This window comes from Nocardioides maradonensis (assembly GCF_054777115.1).
The window spans coordinates 249546-256205 of the sequence record NZ_BAAHAZ010000007.1 but is presented as its reverse complement, the minus strand read 5'-3'; the positions used below and the strand labels follow the sequence as shown (position 1 = coordinate 256205).

7 protein-coding genes are annotated in these 6660 nt (G+C 72.8%); 6 read left to right on the top strand and 1 reads right to left on the bottom strand.

What is annotated here, in order from left to right:
• The first annotated feature begins 140 nt into the window (after positions 1–140).
• Genes ACYVAQ_RS10790 through ACYVAQ_RS10765 form a run of 6 tightly spaced genes read left to right on the top strand, consistent with a single transcriptional unit; the run spans position 141 to position 5555 of the window.
• Positions 141–590, top strand: a complete 450-nt coding sequence (locus ACYVAQ_RS10790; RefSeq protein ID WP_460789194.1) for an SRPBCC family protein — start codon at positions 141–143, stop codon at positions 588–590.
• A gap of 3 nt (positions 591–593) precedes the next feature.
• Entirely contained in the window at positions 594–1796 is a 1203-nt protein-coding gene (locus ACYVAQ_RS10785) for an ArsA family ATPase (protein WP_460789193.1), read from the top strand.
• Positions 1793–2188, top strand: coding sequence for a hypothetical protein (locus tag ACYVAQ_RS10780; RefSeq protein ID WP_460789191.1), 396 nt, complete (start codon positions 1793–1795; stop codon positions 2186–2188). Before ACYVAQ_RS10785 ends, ACYVAQ_RS10780 begins: the two co-directional genes overlap by 4 nt.
• Positions 2185–3156, top strand: a complete 972-nt coding sequence (locus ACYVAQ_RS10775) for an ROK family glucokinase (protein WP_460789188.1) — start codon at positions 2185–2187, stop codon at positions 3154–3156. The genes ACYVAQ_RS10780 and ACYVAQ_RS10775 overlap by 4 nt, the downstream gene beginning before the upstream one ends.
• Positions 3157–3210: 54 nt before the next feature.
• On the top strand, positions 3211–4137 hold the full coding sequence (locus ACYVAQ_RS10770) for an ROK family protein (protein ID WP_460789186.1): 927 nt from the start codon (positions 3211–3213) through the stop codon (positions 4135–4137).
• Positions 4134–5555, top strand: a complete 1422-nt coding sequence (locus tag ACYVAQ_RS10765; RefSeq protein WP_460789183.1) for a hypothetical protein — start codon at positions 4134–4136, stop codon at positions 5553–5555. The genes ACYVAQ_RS10770 and ACYVAQ_RS10765 overlap by 4 nt, the downstream gene beginning before the upstream one ends.
• A 298-nt stretch (positions 5556–5853) precedes the next feature.
• On the opposite strand, the gene ACYVAQ_RS10760 is transcribed toward ACYVAQ_RS10765, so the two are convergent.
• A complete protein-coding gene (locus ACYVAQ_RS10760; RefSeq protein WP_460789181.1) occupies positions 5854–6627 on the bottom strand; it encodes an alpha/beta hydrolase in 774 nt (257 codons plus the stop codon).
• Positions 6628–6660: the final 33 nt, after the last annotated feature.

Genomic DNA, 6660 nt, shown 5'->3' with positions numbered 1-6660 from the left:
TCTTGACCTTCGACAAGCCAAGAATCCCGCGCCAGACAGGCACTTCCGTGCGTTACGCGCCGTACTCAACCCCGGCGACATGAAATCTCGAGGCTAGTGTCGCGACGGACCGGTCGGCGCTGTCCGGTAGCCTGCGGGTCATGGCCGAACAGACGTCCTCGTCGATCGTCGTCGACGCCCCGCCGGCCCAGGTGATGGCGGTGATCGCGGACTTCGCGGCGTACCCCCGCTGGGCGAAGGGCGTGATCCGGGCCGAGGTGCGTTCGTCGTACGACGAGGCGCAGGGCGGCCGTGCGCGCGAGGTGTTCTTCGCGCTGGACGTGCCTCCGATCAAGGACGAGTACTCCCTCGCCTACGTGTGGCACGGCGACGACGAGGTCACCTGGACCCTCGTCGAGGGCAAGATGCTGCGCTCGCTCGACGGCGCGTACGTGCTCCGCGAGACGGGCACAGGCGCCACCGAGGTGACCTACCGGCTCGCCCTCGACCTCGCGATCCCGCTGATCGGCATGCTCAAGCGGCGCGGCGAGAAGATCCTCATCGACACCGCCCTCAAGGGCCTGAAGAAGCGCGTGGAGACAGGCGCCTGAGGCGTGCGGATCCTCCTCTTCACGGGCAAGGGCGGCGTCGGGAAGTCCACCGTGGCCGCGGGCACCGCGGCCCTGGCCGCGTCCCGCGGGCTGCGCACGCTCGTCATCTCGACCGATGCCGCGCACTCGCTGGCCGATGCGTACGGCGTGGACGGCATCGGGGCCAGTGAGCCGACCGAGCTGGCGCCGTACCTCCACCTGCTGCAGGTCGACGCCCAGAAGCGCTTCGAGCAGTCGTGGGCCGACATCCAGCGCTACCTGCTCTCGGTGCTCGACGCTGCGGGCATGGAGCCGGTCGCGGCCGAGGAGATGACCGTGATCCCCGGTGCGGAGGAGGTCCTCGCGCTGCTGGAGCTGCGGCTGCGCGCGCGCTCCGGCGACTGGGACGTGATCGTGATCGACTGCGCGCCGACCGCCGAGACGCTGCGGCTGCTCGCGCTCCCCGAGGCGCTCGGCTGGTACATCGAGCGGCTGCTGCCGATCCAGCGCCGCCTGGTCAAGGCGCTGCGTCCGGTGCTGAACCGCGCCGCCGGCGTACCGATGCCGGGAGACACGGTCTTCGACGCGATCACCCGGCTGCACGTGGAGCTGGACGAGGTCCACGAGCTGCTCTCAGGGCCGGAGTCTTCGGTCCGGATCGTCATGACGCCCGAGAACGTCGTGCTCGCCGAGGCCCGTCGCGCCTACACCAGCCTGTGTCTCTTCGGCTACCGCGTCGACGGGGTCATCGCGAACCGGGTCTTCCCCGAGGGGGCCGACGACGAGTGGCGCGCGGGGTGGGTCGCGGCCCAGGCCACGGTGCTCGCCACTGCCGAGGAGTCCTTCCCCGGCCTGCCGATCGGCCGGGGCCTCTACCAGCCGGCCGAGCCGGTCGGGGTGGAGCAGCTCGCTTCCTTCGCCACCGAGCTGTACGCCGGGACCGACCCGATCGCGTCCCCGACCGGCGCGGGGCCGCTGCGCGTGAGCCGCTCCGAGGACGGCGGCGCCGAGCTGCGGCTTGCCCTGCCGTTCGTGACCCGTTCCGAGGTCGACCTGGCCCGCAACGGCGACGAGCTGGTCGTCACCGTCGGCTCGTCACGCCGCCTGCTGACCCTGCCCGCGGGGCTCGCCCGGCTGCGGATCGCCGGAGCCGGTGTGACGAACGGCGAGTTGCGGGTCCGCTTCCACGACCCCGAGAGTGGACCCGTGCACGAGGTGAGCCGATGACCGACGAGCGGGACGAGCGCCCCGACATCGGCAGCGTGGGCGAGGAGGCGGTCAAGCTCTTCGGCGCCCTCGCCGACCTCGCGCGCCAGCACACCGGCGACACCGTCGGCGGGTTCGGCGCGATGGCCGGGCAGGCCGCGAGCCTCGCGCACGAGCTCAACGAGCACATCGCCACCGACAGCGCCGAGTGCCGCTACTGCCCGGTGTGCCGGGCCGTGCACCTGGTCCGCCAGACGACGCCCGAGGTGCGCGCGCACCTGATGACCGCGGCGTCGTCGCTGCTGCAGGCCGCCGCCGGCATGATGGAGACCATCCCGCCGCCGGAGGGCGAGGGGCAGCGCCGCGGACCGGAGGTCGAGCGGATCGACCTGGACGGGGACGGCGAGGGATGAGCACCCCGGTCGGCATCGCGCGCGACGCGATCACCTGTGGCATCGACATCGGCGGCACCAAGATCGCCGGTGCGGTGGTGGCGGCCGACGGCAGCATCCTGGCCACGCACCGGGTCGAGTCGCCGGCCACCGACCCGGCGGCGATGGAGCGGGCCGCGGCCGACCTGGTGCGCACCCTGGCCGCCGAGCACCCGGTCCAGGCCGTGGGCGTCGGCGCCGCGGGCTACATCGACGAAGCCCGGGCGACCGTGCGCTTCGCCCCCAACATCGCCTGGCGCAACGAGCGGCTCGGGCCCGAGCTGTCCGCCCTCACCGGCCTGCCCGTCGTCGTCGAGAACGACGCGAACGCCGCGGCTTGGGGCGAGTTCCGCTTCGGAGCCGGCCACGACGTCGACGACCAGCTGATGGTCACCGTCGGCACCGGTGTCGGCGGGGGAGTCATCCTCGGCGGCCGGCTGCTCCGCGGCGCCTTCGGCGTGGCCGCGGAGATCGGCCACCTGGCCGTCGTACCGGACGGTCGGCAGTGCGGCTGCGGCAACCGCGGCTGCCTGGAGCAGTACGCCAGCGGCTCGGCCCTCGTCCGCAACGCCCGCGAGGCCGCGCGGGGCGGATCGCCCTTCGCCGCCGAGGTGCTGGCGCGCGCGGGCGGCGACCTCGCCGCGATCACCGGCCCGATGATCACCGAGGCGGCGGCCGACGGCGACCGGTTCGCCATCGAGCAGCTCGAGGAGATCGGCCGCTGGCTCGGCCACGGCATCGCGTCGCTCACCGCTGTCCTCGACCCCGCCGTGATCGTCGTCGGCGGTGGGGTCAGCGCCGCCGCGGACCTCCTGCTGAACCCGATCCGTGAGGCCTTCAGCCGGGAGCTGACGGGCCGCGGGTACCGGCCCGAGGCGGAGATCCGGGTCGCCCGGCTCGGCAACGACGCCGGTGTGATCGGCGCCGCAGACCTCGTGCGCGTGGAGTGAACGCGGCGCCGCAGCTGGCGGGGATCACCCCCTCTGCACGGTACGATCCGACCCATGCGGAGCACGACCTACGTCGGTGTCGACGTGGGCGGCACCAAGGTTCTCGCTGCCGCGATCGACGAGGAAGGTGGGCTCGTGGCGACCGCCACGACGCCCATGCCCGGGCGCGACGTGCCGGGTGACGAGGTCGAGCGGGCGCTGTGCGCGGCGATCACCGAGGCCGCCGGTGGAGTGACCCCGGCCGCCGTCGGCATCGCCGCCGCCGGCCTGGTCGACGCCGAGGGGGAGCGCGTGCGGTTCGCGGCGCACCTGCCCTGGCGTGACGTGCCCGTACGCCGGCACCTGGCCGACCGCCTCGGCGTACCCACCGTGCTGGACAACGACGCCAACTGCGCGGCGTACGCCGAGCTGGTGCTGGGCGCCGCCCGGGGCAATCGGGACGCGATCCTCATCACCATCGGCACCGGCATCGGCGGCGCGCTCGTCCTGGGCGGCCGGCTCTACCGCGGCAGCCAGGGGATGGCCGGCGAGTTCGGCCACATGCAGGTGGTCCCCGACGGGCTGCGCTGCGAGTGCGGGCTCAAGGGCTGCTGGGAGCAGTACTGCAGCGGCCGGGCGCTCGAGCGCGTCGTGCGCGTCGCGGTCGGTCGCCACCTCGACGGCCGCGAGGTCGCGCGGATGGCGCGATCCGGCGACGCGACCGCGCGCCAGGCGATCGCGACGGTCGGCACCTGGCTGGGTGTCGGAGCGGCCGGCCTGGTCTCCGCCTTCGACCCCGAGCTCGTCGTGGTGGGCGGCGGTGTGGCCGACGTCGGCGACCTGCTCCTCGACCCGGCACGCGACGCGCTCCTCGACTCCCTGCAGGGCACCGACCACCGCGTCGTACCCGCCCTCGTGCCGGCCCTGCTCGGTGCCCAGGCCGGCGCCGTCGGTGCCGCCCTCCTCGCTCGTGACACTCTGCAGACTGGACGTCGCCCGTGATCGATCGCCTCCTCAGCCACCGACTGTTCCCCGGTTGGCTCGTCGACTCGGGCTGGAGGACCTGGTTCTTCACGCGCCTGGTGATGGTGGCCGTGATGCTGCCGTTCACCGACCACGGCGACCTCGGCGACCTGCGCTACTACCTGCACAGCTTCCAGGCGTTCCACAGCGGCGGTTGGGAGGGCAGCGGCGGTGGCTGGCAGGGCACGCTGTCGGAGTACCCGATCCCTGCCGTGCTGATCCTCGGCGCTCCCTACGCGGTCATGGCGCTCCTCGGCCTGGGCAGCTCGACGATCTACCTGTGGATCGCCATCATGCTCGGCGCGGATGCGCTCGTGATGAGGATCCTGCGCCGGTCCGGCTCGGAGAGCGCGCCGGTCCTCTGGCTGATCGCGGTGCCTGCCCTCGGGCCGCTGGTGTACTGCCGCTTCGACCTGCTGCCCGGGCTGTTCGTGGGGCTGTCCATCCTCGCCTCGGAGCGCGCCGCCAAGCGCGCGGGTCTGTACGCCGCCATCGCGACCGCGCTGAAGTACTCCCCGGTCCTCATCGTCCCGGGGCTCGCCGCGGCGCGGTGGAGTCGCAAGCAGGTGCTCGTCACCGTCGCGGTCGCCGGTGGGGCGCTGATGGCGCTCACCTGGGCCCTCGGCGGCACCGACCGGGTCATGTCGCCGCTGCGCTACCAGAACGACCGCGGCCTGCAGGTCGAGTCGGTGTGGGCGACGATCACGATGCTCGTCCGATCGATCTTCCCGGGCCGCTACTACGTCTACATCGCGCCGTCGAAGTCGTGGGAGATCCTCGGCCCCGGCGTCGGCACCTCGCTGTTCGTCTCCAAGGTCGCCACCGCGGTGATGATCGTGCTGCTGGTCTGGCTCTGGGTCCGCGGCTGGCGGGCCGGCCAGCCCGCGACGAGCCGGCTGGTGTGGCTGTCGCTGTGCGGCATCATGGCGTTCATCGTCAGCGGGAAGGTGCTCAGCCCGCAGTACCTCGCCTGGCTCCTGCCGGCCGCGATCATCGGCGTCGCGCTGCTGTCCGGTGAGGAGCGCCGGCACCTGCGCCGCTGGACGATCATCCTCATCGCCACCTGCGTGGTGACCCACGTGGTGTGGCCCTACGCCTACACGCCCTTGGTCCACTACCGCTGGGGAACGCCGATCATCACGGCCGTCCTGGGCGTCCGGAACCTGCTGCTCATGGTGCTCGCCGGCATGGCCTTCGCTGAGGGGTTCCGGACGACGAAGCGGCTGCCGCGCCTCGTCGTCGACCCGGCCCTCGCCGACTCAGAGCTGGGCGCCGTCGTCCCAGGGGTCCCGGGGCTCCCGGGACATGGTGGCGACCAGGTACCCGAAGCCCCCCACGAAGGCCGCGACCAGCAGCCAGCCGATCACGGGATCCACGGAGAGCCCCGTCAGCAGTAGCACGAGCACGACCGCCGGCGAGCCGAGCACGCCGACCCAGGCGGCCAGCCGGTCCGGGCGCACCCGCGGAAGCGGTGCGGGCGGCGGCGGCACGAAGCGGTCCTCGTCCGGCTCCTCGTAGCCGAACACGGCGTCGCCGTAGTCGAAGACGTCCTCGGTGGGGTCGAAGCGCGGAGCGGGCTCGACGAGCGGCTCCTCGGCGGGCTCGATGACGGCGCGGTCGCCGTAGTTCTCGACGATCTCGCGCCACACCGCCTCGGTGTCGTCGGCCTCGGGCTCCGTCGGCTCGCCCACGGTCTCAGGCTACGCGCCCGACAAACTTCGCGGACTCCTCGAAGATCAGCGGGGCATCGTTGTCGAGGGTCGCGACGTGCAGCGAGTCCGGCAGCGCGACGCGGGTCTTGTCGGTCGACCCGACCTTGCCCCAGATGATCGGCTCGGAGCTCGCGTCGACGACGTGGTCCACGTCGGAGCGGAAGTAGAGCAGCGGCGCGGTCACACGCGGCAGGTCGGCGATCAGGTCCGGCCACGCCCGCATCATCGAGTGGGCCGCCTTGAGCGGCGTACGGGTGTAGCCGTGCTCGTCCACGCCGGGCTTGGCGATGTCGTTGGTGATGCCCGGGAAGGACGGGATGACGTGCTTGAGGACGGGCAGCAGCTTCACGTCGAGCCGCTTGGTCGCGACGGCCGGGTTGACGACCATCACGCCAGCGACCTGGTCGGCGCGATCGGCGGCCAGGCGCAGCACGAGCGCACCGCCCATCGACAGGCCCGCCAGGACGACCGCGTCGTGCTCCGCACGGAGCTCGTCGAAGGTCGCGGTCAGGTGCCCGCTCCAGTCCGCCCAGGTGCGGGTGTTCATGTCCTGCCAGGTGGTGCCGTGCCCCGGCAGACGGGGTACGACGACGCCGTACCCCAGCTCCGCGAGGTACTCGCCCCACGGTCGCATCGACGCCGGCGAACCGGTGAAGCCGTGGCTCAGCAGGACGCCGATCCGGCGTCCGCCGGTCAGCTCGGGGCGGGCCTCGACCCGCAGCGGTGCAGCACTCTCGAGGACCTCGGGTTCGTTCACGCGGACGATTCTGCCGCGTCACGTCGCGGACGT